The sequence below is a fragment of the Trinickia sp. Y13 genome, from assembly GCF_029522115.1.
Lineage (GTDB): Bacteria > Pseudomonadota > Gammaproteobacteria > Burkholderiales > Burkholderiaceae > Trinickia.
The window spans coordinates 596,384-617,818 of sequence record NZ_JAKWFK010000002.1 but is presented as its reverse complement, the minus strand read 5'-3'; the positions used below and the strand labels follow the sequence as shown (position 1 = coordinate 617,818).

The 21,435-nt window shown below is 58.6% G+C and carries 17 protein-coding genes, 1 tRNA gene and 1 pseudogene; 11 read left to right on the top strand and 8 right to left on the bottom strand.

Going from position 1 to position 21,435, the window contains the following annotated elements; translation table 11 throughout:
* Window position 1: 1 nt before the first annotated feature.
* Both MMB74_RS05915 and MMB74_RS05910 read left to right on the top strand, forming a co-directional pair.
* Window positions 2-361: a hypothetical protein gene (locus MMB74_RS05915; RefSeq protein ID WP_277427659.1), complete on the top strand. Its 360-nt coding sequence runs from the start codon at window positions 2-4 to the stop codon at window positions 359-361.
* A 269-nt stretch (window positions 362-630) separates the two neighbouring features.
* Window positions 631-1,299, top strand: coding sequence for a phage tail tip lysozyme (locus MMB74_RS05910; RefSeq protein ID WP_277427658.1), 669 nt, complete (start codon window positions 631-633; stop codon window positions 1,297-1,299).
* Window positions 1,300-1,438: 139 nt separating this feature from the next.
* On the opposite strand, the gene MMB74_RS05905 is transcribed toward MMB74_RS05910, so the two are convergent.
* The 4 genes from MMB74_RS05905 to MMB74_RS05890 all read right to left on the bottom strand — a co-directional run bounded on the left by MMB74_RS05905 (window position 1,439) and on the right by MMB74_RS05890 (window position 3,705).
* Entirely contained in the window at window positions 1,439-2,011 is a 573-nt protein-coding gene (locus tag MMB74_RS05905) for a hypothetical protein (RefSeq protein WP_277427657.1), read from the bottom strand.
* Window positions 2,012-2,391: 380 nt separating this feature from the next.
* On the bottom strand, window positions 2,392-2,775 hold the full coding sequence (locus tag MMB74_RS05900; protein WP_277427656.1) for a hypothetical protein: 384 nt from the start codon (window positions 2,773-2,775) through the stop codon (window positions 2,392-2,394).
* Entirely contained in the window at window positions 2,772-3,023 is a 252-nt protein-coding gene (locus MMB74_RS05895; protein WP_277427655.1) for a hypothetical protein, read from the bottom strand. The genes MMB74_RS05900 and MMB74_RS05895 overlap by 4 nt, the downstream gene beginning before the upstream one ends.
* 301 nt (window positions 3,024-3,324) lie before the next feature.
* Window positions 3,325-3,705 carry a PIN domain-containing protein gene (locus MMB74_RS05890; RefSeq protein WP_277427654.1) on the bottom strand — a complete coding sequence of 127 codons (381 nt, stop codon included), beginning with the start codon at window positions 3,703-3,705 and terminating at the stop codon, window positions 3,325-3,327.
* Window positions 3,706-3,814: 109 nt separating this feature from the next.
* Here MMB74_RS05890 and MMB74_RS05885 point away from each other — a divergent pair.
* The 5 genes and pseudogenes from MMB74_RS05885 to MMB74_RS05865 all read left to right on the top strand — a co-directional run.
* Window positions 3,815-3,913 (top strand): annotated as a pseudogene (locus MMB74_RS05885) (transposase); the annotation flags it as partial.
* A gap of 1,656 nt (window positions 3,914-5,569) precedes the next feature.
* Entirely contained in the window at window positions 5,570-6,907 is a 1,338-nt protein-coding gene (locus tag MMB74_RS05880) for a hypothetical protein (RefSeq protein WP_277427653.1), read from the top strand.
* Window positions 6,904-7,854, top strand: coding sequence for a hypothetical protein (locus tag MMB74_RS05875; RefSeq protein WP_277427652.1), 951 nt, complete (start codon window positions 6,904-6,906; stop codon window positions 7,852-7,854). The genes MMB74_RS05880 and MMB74_RS05875 overlap by 4 nt, the downstream gene beginning before the upstream one ends.
* Complete coding sequence (locus MMB74_RS05870; protein WP_277427651.1) at window positions 7,815-9,884, top strand: hypothetical protein; 2,070 nt, start codon at window positions 7,815-7,817, stop codon at window positions 9,882-9,884. Before MMB74_RS05875 ends, MMB74_RS05870 begins: the two co-directional genes overlap by 40 nt.
* A complete protein-coding gene (locus tag MMB74_RS05865) occupies window positions 9,885-10,835 on the top strand; it encodes a hypothetical protein (RefSeq protein WP_277427650.1) in 951 nt (316 codons plus the stop codon). It abuts the gene before it with no gap.
* A gap of 268 nt (window positions 10,836-11,103) precedes the next feature.
* On the opposite strand, the gene MMB74_RS05860 is transcribed toward MMB74_RS05865, so the two are convergent.
* Window positions 11,104-11,805 (bottom strand): site-specific integrase, encoded by a 702-nt coding sequence (locus MMB74_RS05860; protein WP_277427649.1) that lies wholly within the window; start codon window positions 11,803-11,805, stop codon window positions 11,104-11,106.
* 94 nt (window positions 11,806-11,899) lie between these two features.
* Window positions 11,900-11,975, bottom strand: a tRNA-Lys gene (locus MMB74_RS05855).
* 265 nt (window positions 11,976-12,240) lie between these two features.
* Between MMB74_RS05855 and MMB74_RS05850 the strand changes: the two genes are divergently transcribed.
* A complete protein-coding gene (locus MMB74_RS05850; protein ID WP_277427648.1) occupies window positions 12,241-12,645 on the top strand; it encodes a PaaI family thioesterase in 405 nt (134 codons plus the stop codon).
* 43 nt (window positions 12,646-12,688) lie between these two features.
* Window positions 12,689-13,561 (top strand): patatin-like phospholipase family protein, encoded by an 873-nt coding sequence (locus MMB74_RS05845; RefSeq protein ID WP_277427647.1) that lies wholly within the window; start codon window positions 12,689-12,691, stop codon window positions 13,559-13,561.
* Between the two features lie 164 nt (window positions 13,562-13,725).
* Here the strand turns inward: MMB74_RS05845 and MMB74_RS05840 are convergent, their stop codons facing one another.
* Window positions 13,726-14,739: a D-2-hydroxyacid dehydrogenase family protein gene (locus MMB74_RS05840; protein WP_277427646.1), complete on the bottom strand. Its 1,014-nt coding sequence runs from the start codon at window positions 14,737-14,739 to the stop codon at window positions 13,726-13,728.
* Between the two features lie 373 nt (window positions 14,740-15,112).
* Between MMB74_RS05840 and MMB74_RS05835 the strand changes: the two genes are divergently transcribed.
* Window positions 15,113-16,972 carry a phosphoenolpyruvate carboxykinase (GTP) gene (locus MMB74_RS05835; RefSeq protein WP_277427645.1) on the top strand — a complete coding sequence of 620 codons (1,860 nt, stop codon included), beginning with the start codon at window positions 15,113-15,115 and terminating at the stop codon, window positions 16,970-16,972.
* Window positions 16,973-17,313: 341 nt separating this feature from the next.
* Window positions 17,314-18,417, top strand: a complete 1,104-nt coding sequence (locus MMB74_RS05830) for a LysR family transcriptional regulator (RefSeq protein WP_277427644.1) — start codon at window positions 17,314-17,316, stop codon at window positions 18,415-18,417.
* Window positions 18,418-18,560: 143 nt separating this feature from the next.
* Here the strand turns inward: MMB74_RS05830 and MMB74_RS05825 are convergent, their stop codons facing one another.
* The gene (locus tag MMB74_RS05825; RefSeq protein ID WP_277427643.1) at window positions 18,561-21,215 is read right to left on the bottom strand and encodes a DNA topoisomerase III; all 2,655 of its coding nucleotides are present in this window, start codon (window positions 21,213-21,215) and stop codon (window positions 18,561-18,563) included.
* Between the last annotated feature and the right edge of the window lie 220 nt (window positions 21,216-21,435).

Below are 21,435 nucleotides of genomic sequence, written 5' to 3'. Positions count from 1 at the left end.
CATGATCAAGACCTTGCTGTGTGTCGTAGCGTGCGCTGTATCGACCGCATCGTTCGCGGAGCCGCCGAAGATTGCGAATGGGATGGTGGTCGACGACGAAGGCATGACGCTCTACACATTCGACAAAGACACGACCGCGGGCAAGAGCGCCTGCACCGGCGGCTGCGTGGCGAAATGGCCCGCCGCGCTCGCCGATGCCTACGACAAGCCGAGCGGACAGTGGGGGCTCATTGCCGCCGCCGACGGCAAACACCAGTGGACTTATGAAGGGCATCCGCTTTATCGCTTCGCAGGCGACAAGATGGCGGGTGAGAAGAACGGGGATGGGTTTGCCGGGGTTTGGCACGTTGCGAAGCCGTAGCGGGGCGGTGAACCGGATGGCGCGCTCGCATGGCGACGGGGGGGGTTGCCCGCTTCGCGCGCCTAGCCGCGTATTCGCACCTCAGGCATTGCCCATTTTGCATTTAATGCATTATGGGTTCACGTGAGGCGATCTGCCATTGGCTCGACGATGTCGAGCCGTCACCAGGCAATACGCCTTCGAGTTGGTTTCCGGCGAGCCCGACATCATGCGAGGGCAGGCTGCGTACTCCTATCGTGCTTCGATGAGTGTAGGCGGAGAGGCGGGTCATGACGATTTCCGTGCCGTTAGCTGAGAGTCAAGCGCAGGTATCCGATCTTTTCCCAACCAATGGCGGCGACCAAGGGTTCGGCCAATTAGAGCTCATGCTGCTCCAGCTCATCGGGCAGCTATTGATGAAATATTTATCGTCGTACGGGGGAGGCTCGTGGAGCGGCGGTGGGACCTCGCAACCGTACCGGCAGGGATCGTCCACCGTACCCACTATTTCGTCGAACGACGCGGCCCAGGCCGTTGCATCCGATCTCGAGCAGCGCTATGGTCTGACGCCCACGCAGGCTGCGGGCGTGCTGGGCAATATGCAGCAGGAAAGCGGGATGCAATGCAACGTCAACCAAGGCGGCAGACGGGGTGCTCCGAACGGCGATTGCTCGGGCGGCGCCGGCTATGGGTTGGCGCAATGGGATGGGAGCCGCAAGGCGGCCGAGATCGAATATGCAAGAAAGCACGGTCTCGACCCCGGCAGCCTTCAGGCCAACATCGGCTACATGAACCAAGAGCTCGATGGGCCCTACAGCAAGACGATTCGCGATATCAAGCAAACGTCGACTGCCGGCGAAGCGGCAAGGGTTTGGGAGAGGGACTTCGAGCAGGCGGGGACCCCCGCGATGGGAAATCGCATCGAATACGCCGATGCTTTCTTGCGCAAAGGGCTTTGATGAACGACAAGCTGTCTTCGGCGTCTGCGCAGGCACCGGCATTAGGCCGCGGCGCAGCCCCATCGGAGCGCTGGCTGATTCAAAGGTGATTGACTCCGACATACGCAGTGGGCGGGCATTGCCGCCGCCGATGGCAAACTTATCGCGTTGCTTGTGTCGCGCGATCGCCCGATTCGGGCCGGGTTTCGGTCAGGGCATCGACGATGTTGCGTATTGCATCGATGTGCGGCATCTCGTTGGCTAGATTTTCGGGGAGACACCACGGATACGGAAGCTGCTGGGCCCATAGGATAAGGGGCTCGGCAGCCTCTTTGGGCAAGACGATCATCTGCTCGATCGTGATCTGAAGGCGCGAGACTTTTGCCGAACGGTCGGCACGCCGCCAGTCGTATCGGCCATAACCGATTCGTGCAGCCCCGGTTTCTTTTTCCGTCATGCAAACTAGCCAGCCGCATTCGAACGATCTTGCGTCGTCGGGTGGCGGCGCGCTCAGGCAGAACGTGAAGACGTTCTCGTAGCGCTGGGCAAACTGCGTGACCAGCACCGACGCAATTTCGGTTCGTCCATGGGCCTCGGCGGGGAACGAGATCTGATCGGTTTCGACGATCATGGTTAGCGCCGCGTCGCTCTCGAAGGCTTGCGCCATCAAATAGGGGCGATTGTTGTCTTTTGCGCGAATGTAGGCGTCGATGGCGTGTGCAAATTGCGTCATGGGGCTCGGTTCCCGGGTTGATGATGCTCGGCAGTGTCCCGGCTTCCGCTGCGCTCTGGGGCGCGCTTGATTCTCGGGCCGCGGGGTAGGGATTCTGGATCAGCAGTTGGCGGTTGTCGATAAAGACCGGGTTGGGCGAGGTGGGATAGGGGTAGTGGAGGAGCGACTGATCGTCTTCCCTGCAACCGTTCGCTGATCCTTCGACGCCCGGCCGCGCGGCATCAGCGCGGCCACTTCGCGCGGTTTCTGCTGGCCCCCTTGGTTGCTGATCATCGACGCCGTGAACCACGTCATTGCTGATTTGCTCGCGAGGCGAGAGCGCGGCCTGTGCCCTGCATGAGAACCGGCCCAGCAAGTCTCGAGCGTCGCTTCACGGTAGGTTACGAAAGCGAAGATCTGATTCGCTGCCACCGCTTAGTCGCCGCATCTGGCAGCGCCCTGGACGTTCCAAAACGCATCAACAGCCGGGATATGCCGGTTCTCTCGCGTTCAAGGTAAGCCCGTATCTCTTCCACGACCGTGTCGTGTGCCCACCCTTCCATTTCGGGCACGGCGAGCGCTGAAAGATTGCTGCGAAAAACGGGTGCGACCTCTTCGCGCAGTACCTTTTCGAGCTCGTCGAGTGAGTAACCGGATGCGCGCAGTGTCTCGGCAATCGCGGCGTAATCGTAGTCCTGGAGTTCCTTTCCGAGGAACAGTTCCGAGAGCGCTTCCCAAACCGCGGCGCGGCGTTCGAGGTTCAACGGTTCCGTCACGATGATCACCTGGTCGGCCGAGGGTACAAAGAGCCGAAACCGGCTTCAGCGCCATAGGTCGCGAGCAGGCCACCAACGAACGCGATCGCGCCGACGCACACCGGCGCAGTCGCCGCGCACACGCCCACCGCAACCGCTGCGCTGCCAGCGGCCCAGCCACCGATAAGACCGGCGCCGGCCAGGGCGCCTTGCCGCATGACTTCACGCGGTTTGTCGTCGGCTTCGACGACATCATAGGCCGCGACCGCGAGCGACACCAACAACAGCCGGCGGCCGGCTCGCCCCAGTTGTCGTCACCCTGACGAACTGCAACTGGCAACACGTCCGGCCCGGCACCGTGCAGCATGAGGTCCTCGAGGGGGAAAGCGCTACTGCGTTCGCGGATGGTAACGAACTCGTATTCAAGGTCAACTGCGCGGAGGACGGCGGAAAGCTGCAGGGGCCAGTTTCGTTTGCGATCAAGGTCTTTTCGCCCGTCGGTCTCTACAAATCATAGCTTGCGTAATGGCCGGGAATCCCCGCCCCGCCTAATCCTCGCTCCAAATTGTCGAGCGCGTTCTAGATCAGCTCGGCCGCGTCGCGAATACGTTGAGCGGTTGGAGGTGGATCGTTACGTTCAAGTGCTTGAGCGAAATCTTCCGGGGTCGGCTTCGGGTTTCTCAACCGTGCGCGCATGCCCTTGAATGTCGTCATGGTGGCGATATGGTTCGGATCCCATTGGTTGATAATGAAACGGTCGGGATGGATGACTTCGATTCCGTAGGGATCGACGATTTCGGCCGGGAAATCTCGCAGGTTGGCCGTCACAATACAGTCCGTGTGGCCCGCGATTGCTGCTGCCAAAACGTGCTGATCGTCAGGGTCCGGTAGTTTCATATTTCCGACGAGCGGGGTCCATGCGGATTCGTCTACTTCCCAGTCTGGCACCGCTTCTCGCATGTCGTCTCGCCGACCTTGGAGCTTACCTTTTAGATCAGGTCGAAGGGTAATCCTCCCGTCCAGTAAGCGGGATCAGAAGTAGAATTTCCAGCAAAGGGAGTTCTACGCAATGAAGAAGTCGAAGTTCACGGATAGCCAGATCATGGAAGCGCTCAAACGGGCGGAAGCTGGCGTGGCGGTACCGGAGATCTGTCGGGAGCTGGGCATTGGCCGTCGAAATCGTGAACCTGGTGAAGGAGATGCCGGTGGCCCAGCGAATGCACGACCCGGCGCGTTCGGATCGCCCGGGGAAAGCAAGCGAGCGACGGGTCGACGGCGACCAACTGATCGGCCGAGGCCGTAAGGGTAATCCTGCCGAATGGACACGGTAGGCGCCTTTCTCGAAGATTTGCGACAGCGCAAGAAATTTGCGCTGTCGCAAATCGGCGCTTGGTCAGTTCGCGGACTTATGACGAGACGCGGTAGTTCTTCAGCGCACGGTGTCGGCCGTGCGATTTCATAACATAACGTAACGCGGCAATCGTAACGTAACGTATCAAGGCAAGTACCGGAGGCGATTCAGCTGCGATGACCGAATTGATGGACAGGGCCTGCCCCGGCGCGGCGGGTAGGACTAAGCCCCTTGAGTGGTCCCTTGGTGCGTCTCGGCGCACTGCTCCAGCATCCATAAGTGGCCGTCGAACGTCGCTACAAACCCGTCTCCGTTGCGAATAGGACGGCGCTGGTCGAGCAGCCGGAACTCTCGCATCCCGTTGGCATCAATGTTCACCGCGCCGGTCTCAATTAGCCATCGCATCGCTTGAAAGAACTGTCCGTGGCCAAACATTGCGATCGTAAAGTCCGACGAGCAGCGGAGTGTCGCGAGGCGGCACAATGCGGCTCGCACTCGTTGGATGAAAGCAGCGAATGATTCCGCTCCGGGGCCGTCCACATGAGTCGGATCGGATGTGTCCCAGTATGTTTCGACCCATGGACGCCGGTGCATTGCCGCCGTTCCGGCGCATTTGCCGGGCTCGAGGTACGTAAACTCCTGAATCGGCCATGTCTCCGTGGGTGTCAACGGAAATCGGCTTAACGTCGGAGCTGCTGTTTGTCGGGCGCGGAGGAAGGGAGAGCAAATTAAGCGGTTTGGCGCAGTGGCAAAGCGTAGGCTTATCGCGACGGCCTGCGGCCGTCCATTTTGCGTCAAGGGAATTGACTCCGGGTCATCGGTCGCATCTCCGGCGTTTGCGGCGCTCTCGCCGTGACGAAAACATGCGAGTCGGAGGAGGGGCGCGTGGGTAGGTGTTTGAGCAAGCATCGACGGGAGTGGTGATCCGGGCGGTAGTTCTTCAGCGCACGAGCGTAGCGCAAATCGCACGTCGAAATTGCTTCGCTTGAAGTATCTGCGTCTCGCGATTCCGGTGCGGCTCTTCGTCAGCGGTCGGGGGGCGCGCAGGGCGCGCTCGCTGCCTTTTCTGACGGCAATATCGGACCGATGGCTTGCAGGGCAAGGCATCGTATGCGCCTTCAACGCAAAAAATTGCGACAGCGCAAGAAACGCGGTCGGTTTGGTTCTAAGGCAGGATAGGCTTGCGCCGGTATTCGTCATATGTCAGTCCGAGGGGGCTCTGTCGGTCTCACGATCGATCATCTTGCCGGAGCGATGGCCAGCGTGTCGGCGGCGCTGGAAGTCGTGAGAAAATACACTGGCGAAGAGCATCGCTGCTGACCGAACTGCTTCGTCAGCGGGGGTTCTGATTCAGTGCTGTCCCAGAATGCAACATGCTAACAATCCATGCCCGCGACGCCCGGTAAAAAAAACGAGCTTGAAAATGTTCTCCGAGCACGATCGAAGCGGCGCGGTCAACTTGACACGTCTGTCTTGTTCGATCAACTGCGACTTTCGTTCCGAAACTCTCAGAAGCCTGTCGAAGTAGATTTTCGCCAGTTGGTCGACTGGATTCGGCTCGGCGATCAGGAGACGCACCTGCTGCACCCGTATCCTGCGAAGCTACTTCCTCACATTGCTCATTTCTTCGTGCATGCAAGTACCTTGGCAGGTAAAAAATCGGTCGTCCTAGACCCATTCTGTGGATCTGGGACGGTTGCCCTGGAGGCTTCCCTTGCTGGGTGCTCGCCGTTCGTCGCGGACGCGAACCCCATGGCCCTCCTTATCACACAAGTTAAAACGACGTCTTATGATCCCGAGCAGTTGAGAGAGGTTGCAAGGAACATCTGTGGTCGCGCTAAGCGGCTTCGTATAGCCCCGGTCATCGCAATTGTGAATGACCACATGTGGTATTCCGAAGAACGGAAGCGACGGCTAGAGATCATCTTGCGCGCTGTCCGGGAGGTAGCCGCCGGCAGTGTCGAGCAATTTTTCTTAGTTTGCTTCTCGGTTCTCGCGAGACGGCTCAGTAATGCCGACCCGAACGTCTCCGTACCTGTGCGATTGAACGACAAGGAAGCGCTCCCCGATGCCGTGCGGGCGAGAATAAAGGATCGTCTCGCTTGGCTGGAGAAGGTCGACCCTGTCGAGGAATTTGCCAGAATTTGCGCTTGGAACGTGCAACGTGTTGAGGAAGCCAATTTAACAAACCCTCGGCGCAAACAGGCGCAAATCGCCGGGCATGACGCGCGTAGGTTGATCGATCCGTTCGCTAAAGCTAACGCGCCGCTGGGCTCCGGCACTATTCCATTGATCGTGACCTCTCCACCGTACGGGAGCGCCCAGAAATACATACGGGCAACAAGTTTGTCACTCAATTGGCTGGGAATGGCCGAGCCTCGCGAGCTAAAACATCTAGAAGCTCAGTCAATAGGCCGTGAGCATGTTCCAATGCGTGCAAACGACTTTGATACGGGAAAACTTCCGCGACGCTTCGAGACGTTGTTGAAGCGAATCGAGAAGGCGAATCCGACGCGAGCGAAGATCACTCGGGTGTACTTCTTTGAGATGGCTCAGACACTAAAGGAGCTAGCTCGGGTGGCAAGCGTTGACGGGCGTATTGTTTTGGTGGTTGGAAATAATGCGGTGACTGGCGAGGTTGTTAGAAATGACAGCTACTTTTCTGAGATCTTGCAAAATTCGGGTTTGGAGTTGGAGCTTAGCCTGCTTGATGATATTAAATCAAGAGGGCTGATGACAAAGAGAAATCGAACCGCATCCGTGATCTCGCGCGAAAGCGTATTGGTTTTTAGGAAGATCTCCTCAAAATGAGCGCCGAAGAATATCAACAAAAATTGCGGGTTATTGTCGAGCAAGCCTGGGATGGTGAGATCCGATGGCCCGAGATAGAGGCGTGGGTGCATAATTTCACCGGCGAATCTTGCTCTGCCGAAGACGAGCAGAGGCTGGCTCTGCTGATGCTGACTCGATTCATGTACTTCAGCAAAGGCCTCGTTCGTCAGATGCTCAAGGCAGTATATCGGGATCAAATTGAAAGCCCGATCAAACAGCGGATACGACGGAATTGTGGTAACACCAGGGATTTCGATCTTGTTCAGAGGTTGTATAGCGATGAATTGGCGTCGACGCGTTTCATCGGTGTCGGAAATCCGGCGGAAAGTGGAGCGCATCTTTTATATTATTTCAGACAGGTAAACTATCTGAAGAAGGATCTGTTTTCCGATGTGACTAGTGCGTTCGTGCCCGTCGCGGATCCGACTGGACGCATCATATATAAGCAGCGCGAGGCGCAAGTTGCGCGGTATGTTTTTTTTGATGATTTGGTCGGGTCTGGAACGCAGGCCACGGAGTATCTAAAGCCGTATATTAAACTCATTCGTGAAAACAGTCCTGGTGTCGAGTTGCGCTTCGTTTCGCTCTTTGCGACGACCAGCGGCCTAGAGAAATTGTCTGCAAGTGATTTCTTTGGAAAAGACGTTACGACTCTCTTTGAGCTGGATGACACATATAAAGCATTTGGCCAGGAAAGTCGCTACTTTAATGCGCCGCCCGACTGGTTTTCACTGGACGCCTTGAAGAATATGTGCTCGCTTTACGGGGATAAGCTCAATCCTAGCATCCCGCTCGGATATAAAGATGGGCAGCTACTGTTGGGTTTCTCGCACAATACGCCTGACAACGTGCCTCCCGTATTTTGGAACGAGGGGAGAACTGTTCCTTGGCGACCGATATTTGTTCGCTACGACAAAAAATATTGATGGTGGTGAATATGGATCGCACTAATCCGTTTGCTTTCTTTAAGGCGTCCGATTACACGGACGAGCAGATAAATGATCTCTGGGTGGAAATTGGTGGTAGCACTATCGATGAAATAATTGAACCTCGATCTCCCGTCTCTAAAATTATTTTGGGCGGAAAGGGGACGGGAAAAACGCACCTGTTGCGATATTATTCTTTTTCGGCAATGCGTCTTAGATTCCCGAAAATGAGCGGTGTGGATATTGTCAAAAAGAACAAGTTTTTGGCGGTATTTTTGCGCGCGAATAGCTTTGATGCCGCTCGATTTGAATTTCAGGATAACGACGGCGGTGCGCGATGGTCGAAGGCATTTTCGCTGTACTTAGAATTGCGTCTTGCAGAGGTTGTGCTGGAGACGCTTGATCTGATAAAAAATACATCGCCAAACGACAAATTTGACGATGTAGGTTTTATCAGAATGGCTGCATCGTTTATTACTGACCCTCAAGTAGAAAAGCTTGAGTCGGTCTCATCTTTCGCTAGATGGGTGACAGCCCAACGGAGGGAGATCGATGAGCAAATCAACAATTTCGCATTTTCAGGTGAATTGAATCTGTCGGTTCCATTCGCTGTTGGCGCATTGTCGCTAGGTATGAGTAAGTGTATAGCGCAATGGCATCGTTCGTTGGATGGTCCGTTGCTATACCTCATCGACGAAGTGGAAAATTTTTCTGTGGTGCAGCAGCAGGTGCTGAACACCATGATTCGGTTCGGCGAAGGGCGGTCTACCTTTCGGATAGGCGGTAGAATCTATGCCATGAAGACGTTTGCGACTTTGGCAAACGGGGAAGTCAACCGAGAAGGCTCTGAGTTCAAGAAGGTTTTGTTGGATGATATTTTGCGGAATTACGCAAAATATCCTGAATTCGCGCGTAAATTTGTAATTAAACGGTTGGTGACGGCTGGGCATCTTTCGCTGGACGGCATAAGGTCTGCCGCGACCTTGGATCCTAAAAATTTCTTTGACGAGATCGATTCGTCGAATTTCTATCAGAATTTTCTATCCCGCTTGCTTCCTCAGGGCATGGAACCGCTGTTTCTTCGGAATTTCCGCAGCGCGCTTGAGCCATTGGTGGATAAGACTACCGGGGCACGGGTTAATGGCGAGCAAATCTGCGGCTTACTGACGGATGGACTGCCCGTGCTTCTTAAGAAGCTAAACATTCTCCTGTTTTGTAAGAAAGCGAAGGGAAATGGCGCGTGCGAGCAGGTCGCGCGTACACTTCACGCTGATGCGCTGTCATACGCTAGTGGAGCGGCAGATACTCCAAAATATTACTCGACGGCCTACGGGCATTACGCAAGCGATCTATTAGCACAACTATGTCGAGAGCTTCGACGTAGCCGCAACTTTCCGTATGCGGGCTTCGATACCTTTGTGCAAATGTCCTCTGGGAATCCTCGTAACCTACTGGTTGTTTTAGGACGGGCTTATAGTGTTGCAAAATTCAAGGAATTGGATTTTATAAACGGTACTGCCTTAGATATAGATTCACAGAATCAAGCAGCCAACGAGGCGGCGCGGTTTATGCTCGAATCGGATGCCAATATAGGAAGTCATTCTGAAAGTGCTGGCGATGTTGTTGGAAAGCTAGCGTCATTGCTGCGAACGGCGAGGTATTCGCTTAATATCCCGGAGGTTTCCCCTTTGGCTGTCAGTTTCGCCGATGAGGATCTTAGCGAAGTTGCGAGAAGCGCCTTGAGGTGGGCTCTGAATCTCTCGTTTGTCTTCGAGATTGGTGAGGGACGTCCAGATCGAAATAGCCATAAACTACTTCGAAAGATTCAGTTGAATCCTGTGTTGTCGCCGCGGTGGGATCTCTCTATTGGTCGAAGGGGTGATATAAGCCTTTCGCGTGATCTATTGACGGCTATATTTGAGCCGGGGCGCAGGGATGAGTTTGATTTGCATTTGAAGGTGCTTGAGGGTAGGTGGAATAATCCCTTCTCAAAGCGATCCGTGATCGTTGACCAGAAAGAGCTATTTTGAATGAATGTCGATTATGGTTGTTTCTATAGAAGACCCATTCATGTCGAACGGATATCAGACGAACTTCCGGTGTTTGATGTATTTGTTTCGGCTTTCAATAATAGCGATAGGGTTAATAATGTTTTTGGCTCGGTGAGGGCAGGTAAAAAGATCTGGCTCGTGCATCCTGAATACCAGTATGCGCCTGTCGAGCAGCCTACTGGGGCCGTTATCGTCGCTCCTAGTGCGCGTGATGAAATAGCACAAGTCTCGGCTTTGTTGCTCGAAATGGGAGAGTTGGCGGGGAAGAATATCTGTATTGATGTCACAGGGTTTATGCGTCATGTTCTTACTTTTTTGGTAGTGAAGCTGGCTGTCGGTGGGTTAAAGCAATTTACAGCGCTTTACTCTGAGCCACTTTATTATGTACGGCAAGAGCAAACCAACTTCAGTACGATTACGAGCGGAGTTGTGCGCCCCATTCAAGGGATGCGGGGTGTGAACTCATCGCAGGGTAAGGACTATCTGCTGGTAGGGGTTGGCTTCGATCATAAACTAATTGGCGAGGTAGCGCATTACAAGGACAATTCAATTGTCTATCCTTTGTTCGCGTTTCCGTCACTTAGTCCGGATATGTATCAACAGAGTGCTACGCGTGCATACCAGAGCGGTGATGTGGCCTTGTCACCAGAATGGATTAGTAATCGCCGATTCGCGCCTGCTAATGATCCATTTTCCACTGCTGGAATAATTCGGGATGTCATACGGGAGATCGATCGATTGGACGGGAGCGCGAATATCTACATGGCTCCGCTTTCCACGAAGGTGCAGGTGTTGGGTTTTTCATTGTACTGGTGGCTTGAAGGTCGGCATAGAGGGCGTGTGAGCGTGCTTCTTCCTGAGTGTGTTAGATATTCTAGGGAGACGAGCGTAGGGCTGAAGCGTCTTTGGAGCTTTACTATTGAGACGTGATGCCGAATGCATTCAACGTCTCGTGGCGGAGCGAATCCCTTTTCGGGATGCTTGCCGTTTTTTTCGGATTTTCCAACGAATGGGTGTGCGGGGAAAGGGCGCTTGGTGTCGTTACTTGCGGCTAGCATAAGCATAACCTTTGCGGCGGCGTCACAAGAACGTTGTTTGAGCGGGGGTGTCGAAGGTTGTAGGAGCTTAGCCGCAAGCGGCCGTGCGCTAAGCTCCCTGTTTGATTGTCGGTGCGAACAGCACTGGTCGGACGCGGGAGTTACCCCAACTTGGCTATCAGGGTCTCGGGTCTGAGGTGCGTATATCGCTTTAGCATCTGCATGCTTCTGTGGCCAGTAATCGATGCGACTTCCATTGGATGGAGACCCTTCTCAAAAAGCCTGGAGGCTGCTTCGTGGCGCAGATCATGCCAGCGAAGCGTTAGAAGTTCGGGATCATGCGTTCCGGCCGCCCGGAGGATGCGTTTCCAGACACAAATTACTGCATTCGTGCTGGTTGCAAAAACGGGTCCAGATAAGTCTTGCCGAGCGTCGACGGGGCCATAGAGTGCGCGCCTAAGGCGAGCCTCTTCGCCTTCAGCGATTGCTGCGAGATGGCGGAGGATGTCGGCTGCACGTATGGATAGCGGTAAGACTGCCGGCACACCTTTATTGTCGGCACCTCGCGCATCCGAAGGGAAGCGAATAACGCGTGTCGCCACGTCCACCCATTCCCAGCGGAGGCTGAATAAGGCGCCTTGACGCAAGCTGGTCTCGATGGCGAGTTCAAAGGCCGGAGCAACCCATGGGTTACGACTGGCGGACAGAAGTGCTTTCAGCTTGTCGAATTCACCTGGACGCAGGCGCCTGTCGCGAGCCTTGCTTCCCGACGGCTTCCTGATTGATGTATGCCATTCCAGACTCCATGCGAAAGATTGAGATCGCTTGGTCTGGATTCTTCCGTTCCGGCAGTTTTCCGGCAAAGGCCAGTTTTTGGCGCCCGCACACGCACCCTACAGACGAAAAAAAAGCACCGCGATCGCTCGCAAGTGCCTGATTTCCTACAGCAGAATTCGGTGGTGGGGCGTGAGTGGCTCGAACACTCGACCTACGGATTAAGAGTCCGCTGCTCTACCAACTGAGCTAACGCCCCAAGAGACTGCGAATTATGCAGGACTTTTTTATGCTTGCCTAGTCCCTTTTCGTCATTTTCCCAAAAAATCTTCGCTGATCGCCTCTGGACGGGCTCCCGTTGGCGAGAAACCTAGCGCCGCTCAAACATACGATCTTTCCGTCCCCGGTATCATGTCGCCACCGTGACGCGGCGCTTTGCCGCAAAGTACGACCGCAAAGCACGACCGCAGAACCCAAACCCCGAAGCCAGCGTCGCCCGCACCCACTCCCGACAGGAGAGCCCAATGACCGAATCCGCCGTCCTCGATCTGCTCGACCGCGTCCTGGCTCCGTGGGTGCGCGCGCTCGCGCTCAAGCCGGTGTCCGTCTCCGACGAAGGCGCTACGCTAAAACTGCCGTTTTCAGGCGAATTGCGCCACTCCGGCGGCGTGATCTGCGGTCAAGTCTTCATGGCCGCGGCCGATACGGCGATGATCGTCGCGATTTCGGCCGCGCTCGGCGAATTTCGCCCCATGACGACGGTCTCCCTGAACATCAACTTCATGCGCGCCGTACGTAAGGGCGATGTCCTCGTCACCGCGCGCGTACTGCGCATGGGCCGCAATCTGGTCTTCGGCGAAATCGAGCTCGTCGACGAAGAAGGCAAGATGGCGGTCCACGCGACGACCACGTACGCGCTCATCAACTGACCGGCCCCCTTCACCGCACGCGCGCACCGAAAAGGAATCAGCCATGTTCGATCAGGTCGTGTTCGCAGGCGGCGGCAACCGCTGCTGGTGGCAGGCCGGCTTCTGGGACGTCGTCCAGCCCGAACTCGCACTCGCGCCGCGCGTCATCACGGCCATCTCGGCCGGCGCGGCGACAGCATGCATGCTCTACACGCGCGATTCGCAGTGGGTCATGCGCTATTACGAAGACGTGCTTCGCCACAACAAGAAGAACGTCTATTGGGGCAACCTATGGCGTCGCGGCGCAGCGGTATTCCCGCACTATGAGATCTATCGCCGCGCATTGCTCGACATTTACGGCGAACCTTTCGCCAAGCTCGCGAGCGCGCCCGAAATTCGCGTCGGCGTCTCGCGCGTGCCGCGCTGGCTCGGCGCGCGCACATCGGTCGCCGCGGGCCTCATCGCCTACAACATCGACAAGCACATCCGCAAAGTGCTTCACCCGACACTCGGCCGCTCGCTCGGCTTTCGGCCGGAATTCGTGCGCGCGCAAGATTGCCTCGTCGTCGACGAGTTGGCTGACCTCATCTTGCAATCGTCCTGCACGCCGCCGTTCACGCCCGTCCTGCGGCGCAACGGCCGTCCCGTGCTCGACGGCGGCATGGTCGATAACGTACCCGTCGACGCGCTCGACGCAACCCCGGGCCGCGTGCTCGTCATGGTCACGCGCCGCTACCCGCGGCCGCAAACGTTCGTGATTTCGCACGGCTCGCAACAAAGGCTCTATGTGCAGCCCTCGCGCAAAGTGCCGATCTCGAGCTGGGACTATACGCAGCCCGCGCTGATGAGGCCCGCCTACGACCTCGGCCGCGCGGATGGCGAAGCATTCCTCGAGCGCCTGCCGCAACTCTCGGAACTCGCCGTCCACCAAGCTTGATCAACGAGCGAACGAGCGAACGAGCGAACGAGCGAACGAGCGAACGAGCGAACGAGCGAACGAGCGAACGAGCGAACGCGGCGCGCGAGCCGAAGCCCGCGCCCCTCGCATGCAAGCCTGCGAAAGCCCGCCGAAGCAAACGCCGATCAGCGCACCGGGCGCGCTCAGCGCCGCCGCACCACGCTCAACGCCTCCGAATTGACGACGCTCGCCATATCGCCTTCATCGAACGCAAGAATGTTCTTGAACGCCGCGCTGAAATACAGCTCATAGCTTTCGCGCTCGACATAGCCGATGTGCGGCGTGCAGATCACGTTCTCCATCCGCAGGAGCCCATAGCCTTGCAAGATCGGCTCGCTTTCATACACATCGATTGCGACCATCCCCGGCCGATTGTGCGAAAGCGCATTGACGAGCGCGTTTTCTTCCAGCAATTCGGCCCGGCTCGTGTTGACGAACAGCGCCGTCGGCTTCATTCGCAGCAGATCGGCTTGCTTGACGATCCCGCGCGTGTCGTCATGCAAGCGCAGATGCAGCGTCAAGACGTCGCTCTCTTCGAATAGCGCTTCGCGGCTCGCCGCCACTTCGTAGCCGTCGCTCTTCGCTGCTTCCAGCGAGTGCTCGCGGCCCCAGATCAACACGCGCATGCCGAAAGCTTTACCGTAGCCGGCTACGATTCGGCCAATCTTGCCGTAGCCCCACACGCCCAGCGTATGCCCGCGCAGCACGGTGCCCAAGCCGAAGTTCGGCGGCAAGGCCGAGGTCTTGAGCCCCGACTGCTGCCAGGCGCCCTGCTTCAGGTTCGCCACGTATTGCGGAATGCGCCGCTGCGCGGCCATGATGAGGGCCCACGTCAATTCGGCGGGCGCGATCGGCGAGCCGACGCCTTCGAGCACGGCAATGCCGCGCTCGGTACACGCGGCCAGATCGATATGGCTCGATACCTTGCCCGTCTGGCTGATCATGCGCAGATGCGGCAGTTTGTCGAGCAGTTGCGACGTGACGCGCGTGCGTTCGCGGATCAGCACCAGCGCGTCGACTTCGGCGAGCCGGCTGGCCAGTTGCCCGAGCCCGCGCACGGTGTTGTTGAACACTTTGACGTCATGGCCGGTCAGTAGTTGGAAGCAATCGAGTTTGCGGACGGCGTCCTGGTAGTCGTCGAGAATGGCAATCTTCATAAGCAAGGAATTGAGTTTTGCAGCGCACGATGCACGCTATAGACGGAGTGATATGCTTCTCGGTTCCAACCTGTCACAGGATCACAAGCTGGCATGAGCGATGCAACGAAGCTCGTCACGATGCTCAAAGCTTTCACTAGGCAGGACTGCGTCTTTTTAACAGCTTGTCGCGCCCGCGCGCAAGCCGACAATTGCCTCCGCGCGCCCCGGCGCGCCCGTATCGCGCCTGCCCCGCCCATGGGCAGGCGATCTTTCCCGCTCCTGACGCACTCGTTCTCGCGCGCAGCGTACGCGCATGAACGCGCCTCTCGCATGCAGCGTCAGCGAGCGACACCCGTTTCCTTCTTAACGATCACAAAACGGAGACTGCTCGATGAATCATTCCGCCTTTGGAGGCCCTGCCACAGTTGAAGCGCCCGCTTACGTCAAACATCGCGGGTTGATTGACTGGGTCCAGCGCATCGCTGCCCTGACGAAGCCCGATCGCGTGCTTTGGTGCGACGGATCGCAGGAAGAATACGATCGCCTGTGCGAACAGATGGTCCAGGCCGGCACGCTCAAGCGCCTGAACGCGGAGAAGCGGCCGAACTCGTATCTCGCATGCTCCGATCCGTCGGACGTCGCTCGCGTCGAGGACCGAACGTTCATCTGTTCGGAATATAGCGACGACGCAGGCCCCACCAATAACTGGATGGAGCCTTCGCAGATGCGCGAGACGCTCGACGGTCTGTTCGACGGGGCAATGCGAGGCCGCACGCTCTACGTGGTGCCGTTCTCGATGGGACCGGTCGGCTCGCCCATCGCGCATATCGGCGTCGAGTTGACCGATAGCCCGTATGTGGTCGTCAACATGCGCATCATGACGCGCATGGGTCGCTCCGTGTATGACGCGTTGGGCGAGAACGGCGATTTCGTGCCGTGCGTCCATTCGGTCGGCGCGCCGCTCGCGGCCGGTCAAGCCGATGTCGCGTGGCCTTGCAATTCGACCAAGTACATCGTGCATTTCCCCGAGGCGCGCGAGATTTGGAGCTTCGGTTCGGGCTATGGCGGCAATGCGCTGCTCGGCAAGAAATGCTTCGCGCTGCGCATCGCTTCGACGATGGGACGCAAGGAAGGCTGGCTCGCGGAGCACATGCTGATCCTCACGGTCACCTCCAACGAGGGCCGCAAGTACCGTGTGGCCGCGGCGTTCCCGTCGGCGTGCGGCAAGACGAATTTCGCGATGTTGATTCCGCCCCGCTCGATGGACGGCTGGTCGATTTCGACCATCGGCGACGATATCGCGTGGATCAAGCCGGGCAAGGACGGACGTCTTTATGCGATCAACCCCGAGGCGGGATACTTCGGCGTCGCGCCTGGCACGAGCGAGAAGACGAACTTCAACGCGATGGCCACGCTCAAGCGCAACGTGATCTTTACGAACGTGGCGTTGACCGACGACGGCGATGTCTGGTGGGAAGGGATGACGGATACGCCGCCCGCTCATCTCATCGACTGGCAGGGCAACGATTGGACGCCGGAGATCGCCAAGGAAACGGGCCGCAAAGCCGCGCATCCGAATGCCCGCTTTACGGCGCCCGCTTCCCAATGTCCGTCGATCGATCCCGATTGGGAGAATCCGGCGGGCGTGCCGATCGATGCGTTCATCTTCGGCGGCCGGCGCTCGGGCACGGTGCCGCTCGTGACGGAAGCGCGCAATTGGGTGGAAGGCGTCTACATGGCCGCCACGATGGGCTCCGAAACAACCGCTGCGGCCGCGGGCAAGCAAGGCGTCGTGCGACGCGACCCATTCGCGATGCTGCCGTTCTGCGGCTATCACATGGGCGATTACTTCGACCACTGGTTGAACGTGGGCGAGCGGCTCGACGGCCTCGGCGCGAAGCTGCCGAAGATCTTCTGCGTCAACTGGTTCCGTAAAGGGCCGGATGGCAAGTTCGTGTGGCCGGGCTTCGGCGAAAACATGCGCGTGCTGCGTTGGATGGTCGGGCGCATAGAAGGCCAAGCGCAAGGCGTCGAGCATGCGTTCGGCGTGTCGCCGAGCTACGAGGACATCGACTGGAGCGGGCTCGAGTTCACGCGCGAGCAATTCGAGCAGGTCATCTCGGTCGACGATGCCGATTGGCGGAGCGAATTGTCGCTGCACGCCGAGTTCTTCGATTCGCTTCGGCAGCGGCTGCCCGCGGCGCTGACCGCGACGAAAGCGGAAATCGAAAGCCGGCTCGCCTCGGCTTGACGATTTTAGGGCGCGATTAGAGCCTCTGCTCGGCGCCGGCGGCATCGATGGCGTCGAGCGGCGCGCGCGTCGGCGGCGTCGCACGGCGTTGCCCCGCATTGCATCGCTTCGCTTCACTCAAAAGCCCGACCAGAACCGCCTTCGGGCGGTTTTTTTGCACTGGACGTACGTTCCGTCCGATTTCACCGCCCACATTCCGCAATCGTTCCGACCGCTTGTTTCTTGCTACGAAATAAAAATTGGCTGCGCGCGCAACTCTGCGCCCGTTTCAAAGTCGTAGGACAATTACGGATTGGCTCAGAATTTTTTTTCTGAGTAACAACAAGCGGCAGGAGTCGTCAATGGATCATTTGCAGTCAATGCGTGTATTCGTGAAGGTGGCGGATCTTGGCAGTTTCGCCCGTGCGGCCAGCGCGATGGACATCTCCAACGCCGTGGCTACGCGCCACGTGGCAGACCTCGAAGGCCGGCTCGGCACGCGCCTGCTCAACCGCACCACCCGCAGCCTCTCGCTGACCGAGTCGGGCCAGGTCTATCTCGAACGCGCCCGTCAAATCCTCGATGAGCTCGAGGATGTCGAGCAGATGGTCGTCGCGCGCAACCACGAGCCCGTCGGCACGCTACGAATCGTCGCACCGGTCGTCTTCGGGCTGCACAATCTCGCGCCCGTCTTGCAAACCTACACCCAGCGTTTTCCGCAAGTGGTGCCCGATCTCACGCTGGTCGATCGTAGCGTCGATCTGGTCGAAGAGGGCTTCGACGTAGGCATCGTCATCGCCCAAAAAGTGCGCAGCGCGAGCATCGTCACGCGCCGGCTGACGACGGGCTGCATGATCGTCTGCGCCACGCCGGCCTATCTGGAAAAGCACGGCACGCCCACGCGTCCGGAGGAACTGCTCGAGCACGCGTGCTTGAGCCTGCCCACTGAGTATTGGGGCGATGAGCGGGTCTTTACGGGGCCGGAAGGCGAGGTGCGCGTGCGGCCGTCGAACGTGATCATCGCGAACAATACGGAGATGTTGCGGCAGTTCGCGCTGCTCGACATGGGCATCGCGATTTTGCCAAGCTATCTGATCGGCGGCGATGCGACGCGCGGCAATCTCGTGCGCGTCTTGTCGGATTACCGGCTGCCGCAAGTGGAAATCAATATCGGCTATCCGAGCCGCCGGCACTTGCCCGCCAAGGTGCGCACCTTTATCGACCACCTCGTCGAGCATTTCAGCCAAACGCCGAACGGGACGCTCGGCGAGCTATGGCTGAAGGACGCGCCGGCTTCGCGCGCGCCGGCGTCCCCCTTGGAGCCGCCGATGGAACCGGCCGAAGCGGTTGACGATGAGGCGTTCGAAGTCGAAGCCGAAGCATTCGGCGGCCGACACGATGTGCCGTCGTCGCGCAAGATGGCGCGACCGCCGCGCGGGCGCGTCAGCCCACCGTCGTCGCTTTGACATAGCGCGCAAGTGCGCTTGCGCGCGGTGAGTCGGTGAACCGCCGGAGGGATTCGGCAGAATAAAAAACGAGCGCTCGAGGGCGCTCGCTTTGTATTGCCCCTTGCACTTCCGCGGCCTGCGAGGGGTTTGGTCTCTGCTCGTTAGGCGTTGACCTTTCTAGCTCCCGCGCGCTTGACCGGCGTTTTGGCAGGGGCGCTCTTCGCGGCGCTCTTGGCCGCCGTCTTGGCCGCGGCTTTCTTTGCCGGAGCGGCTGTGGCTGCCTCGTCTGCCTCGTCGGTCGGCGCGTTGCCCGCGGCGGCCGCACGTGCCGCAGTCTTGGCGGCAGTCTTGGCCGAAGGCTCCTTCTTCTCGAATTCGAAGCCGATCTTGCCGTCGCTCTGCTTGACGAGATACGCCTTGAAATTGCGGCCCGTGCGCGACGACTTGAAGCCCGTCAGCAAATCGGTGCGCCCTTCGCCCAACAACTTTGCCATCTGCTCGCGCGCGATCTCCTGTTGCAAGATGACCTTGCCCGAGCGGAAATCGCAAGTCTTCGGATTGGCGACCGAGTTTTCACACACGTAGCTCATGCCGTGCTCGAACACGCGAGCGTGACACTTCGGGCACGCGCCCACGCTTTCCTGCTCGGAAAAATCGGGCGCTTCGCCATCTTCGCCGCCCTGGTCCTGGCCGAAGTCGAACTCGAGCTTGTAGTTCTTCGTTTCGTCGTCGAACGTGAGCTTGAGAATGGCCGAGAACGGGCGGCCCATCTTGCTGCGAAAGCCCGACAGCGGCCCGATTTGCTTCTCTTTGAGCAGCGTTTCCACTTCATCGACTTCGAACTGGCGGCTGCCGGGAATCTTGGAGATGGAGAACTCGCACTGCGTGCAAGCGAAGCGCCGGTAGTTCTCTTTGACTTGGCCGCCGCAGTTCGGGCACGGCGTGGCGAGCGTCGCGTAGTCGCCAGGAATCGTGTCGGAGTCGTATTCCTTCGCACGCTTGACGATCGTTTGCGTCATGCGGGCGATTTCCTGCATGAATGCATCGCGCGCAAGCTTGCCGCGTTCCATTTGCGCCAGCTTGTATTCCCATTCGCCGGTCAACTCCGGCGCCGTCAATTCTTTGACGCCCAGGCCGCGCAACAGCGTCATCAACTGGAATGCCTTCGCGGTCGGAATCAACTCGCGGCCTTCGCGCACGAGGTATTTCTCTCCGAGCAACCCTTCGATGATCGCCGCGCGCGTGGCCGGGGTGCCCAGGCCCTTGGCGGCCATCGCCTCGCGCAGTTCGTCGTCCTCGATGAGCTTACCCGCGCCTTCCATCGCCGAGAGCAGCGTCGCTTCGTTATAGCGTGCGGGCGGTTTGGTCGTCAGGCCATGTGCTGCGATCTCGTCGGTCTTGACCTTTTCGTCCTTCTGCACCGGAACGAGGTTCGCATCCTCGCCGCTCGACTCGCGGCCGTAGATCTGCAGCCAGCCCGGTTCGACCAGCACCTTGCCTTCGGTCTTGAAGTGATGCCCGACCACTTCGGTGACGCGCGTCGTAATGCGGTACTCGGCAGCCGGGAAAAACACCGCGAGGAAGCGTTTGACGACGAGGTCGTACAGTTTCTGCTCCGGCTCCGAGAGCGCTTTAGGAGCCAGCAGCGTCGGGATGATGGCGAAGTGATCGCTGATCTTCGAATTGTCGAAGATGCGCTTGTTCGGCTTGACCCAGTTCTTGTCGAGCACCTGCTTTGCGAACGGCAGATAGTTGTTGCTCTCCTTGAGCATTTCGAGCGTGCTCTTGACCGTGCCGATGTAGTCCTCGGGCAGCGCGCGTGCGTCGGTACGCGGGTAGGTGAGGACTTTGTGCTTCTCGTAGAGCGCCTGGGCGAGCCCGAGCGTGTTCTTGGCGGAGAAGCCGAAGCGGCCGTTCGCCTCGCGCTGCAAGCTCGTCAGGTCGAACAGCGCCGGCGACAACTGCGTCGACGGTTTCGATTCTTCCGAGACGGTGCCGATCTGATCGCGGCAAGCGGCCACGACCGTTTCGGCCGCAGGCAAGCTCCAGAGGCGCGAATCGCGCTTTTCCGGATCGAATTCGTCGCGCTTGAACTTCGGATCGAACCAGCGGCCCTCGTAGAAGCCGCCCGCGCAGACGAATTGCGCGCGCACTTCCCAATAGTCGCGCGGCACGAAGTGACGAATCTTCTCTTCGCGCTCGACGACGATCGACAGCGTCGGCGTTTGCACACGCCCCACCGTGGTCAGGAAGAAGCCGCCGCCCTTGCTGTTGAAGGCGGTCATCGCACGGGTGCCGTTGATGCCGACGAGCCAGTCTGCCTCGGAACGGCAGCGCGCGGCATCGGCGAGCGGTTGCATGTCGGCGTCGCTGCGCAGATGCGCGAAGCCGTCGCGGATCGCGGCCGGCGTCATCGATTGCAGCCAGAGCCGCTGAACCGGCTTCTTGACGTTCGCATGCTGCGCGATGAGCCGGAAAATGAGCTCGCCTTCGCGCCCCGCGTCGCACGCGTTGATCAGACGTTCGACATCCTTGCGCTTGATCAGCTTGGTCAAGACCTTCAGCCGCGACTCGCTTTTTGCGATGGGGTTGAGGTCGAAGTGCGGCGGAATGACGGGTAGATGCGCGAAGCTCCATTTGCCGCGCTTCACTTCATATTCTTCGGGGGCGGCGATCTCGAGCAGATGGCCGACCGCGGAAGAGAGGACGTATTCGTCGCTCTCGTAGTACTCGTCATGTTTGGTGAAGCCGCCGAGGGCGCGCGCGATATCGTTCGCGACCGACGGCTTCTCCGCAATGATCAGTGCTTTGGACATGACAGGATTAGTTTAGTGACCGGGGTCCGATCCCGGATTGGGTTCCCTTCAACGACCGCTTTATAGCACACGGCGCGAAAGCGGCGTCCGGTTCCCCCGAAAAAGCGTCGGGCTGGCGGCTGTGTGGGCGCCCCGAGCACCCGTGCGGCAGGGCCATCGAGGGCGGCGCGCCGGCGTGCTCCCCGCTGCATGGATCGTGCCGCGGCGTCTCGGCCCCGCC